At 59.5% G+C, this 869-nt stretch carries 1 protein-coding gene; it reads right to left on the bottom strand.

Translation table 11 applies throughout. From position 1 onward, the window contains the following. Positions 1–853, bottom strand: an 853-nt coding sequence (asd, locus tag A3730_RS06045) for an archaetidylserine decarboxylase (protein ID WP_063537718.1), incomplete at its 3' end; no start/stop codon positions are given. Positions 854–869 lie beyond the last annotated feature (16 nt).

The following is an 869-nucleotide window of genomic DNA, read 5'->3' as shown; positions in this document are numbered from 1 at the left end:
CACCGTGGTCATGCTGTTCCCTGAAGGGAAAGCCGGCTTTCAGATTATCTTCAAAGCCGGCTTTCCCTTCAGGGAACAGCATGACCACGGTGGAGCCGAGCAGGAAGCGGCCCAGTTCCTCACCTTTCTCCAGGGTGATGGGGGCGGTGCGCAGGTAGTCGGTGGTGACCACCTGTTTGGGCAGCGGGGTGACCTGCCCACTGAATACGGTCTCGATGCCGGCGACAATCATGGCGCCGACCAGAATCACTGCCATGGGGCCCTGTTCGGTATCAAAGATGCACACCAGCCGTTCGTTGCGGGCAAACAGGTTGGGCACGCCGTTGGCGGTCGCTTCGTTCACCGAGAACAGGTCGCCAGGCACGTAACGGGTTTCGCGCAGGGTGCCGGTAAAAGGCATGTGCACACGGTGATAATCGCGGGGAGAGAGGTAGATGGTGGCGAACTGGCCATTGGTGAATTCACTGGCCAGCGCACTGTCGCCACCGAGCAGGTCGTAGAGGGAGTAATCGTGCCCCTTGGCCTGGAATACCTGGTTGGCGCGAATGGCGCCGAGCTGGCTGACAGCACCGTCTGCCGGGCAGGCAATCTCGTTATCGCCGCTGGCTTCCAGTGGTCGGGCATCGGGTTTCAGTGCGCGCGTAAAAAAAGCATTGAAGGTGGGAAATCGATCCGCGTCTTCGATCTGGGCTTCGGACAAGTCAATGCCGAACCGCTTCATGAACAGATTGATGAAGGTGGTCTTGATCCACGGCACTTCGCTGCGGGCCAGCATGCCCACCAGCCGGGACAGGCCGTGCTGAGGGACCAGATACTGCAGGGTAACGAACAGTTTGTCGCGCCAGTTATTCAAGGGGAATCCTTACTCT

The sequence above is a fragment of the Alcanivorax sp. HI0044 genome (assembly GCF_001634945.1).
Note: the sequence above shows the minus strand (reverse complement) of the source record. Positions and strands in the feature narration are given on the sequence as shown.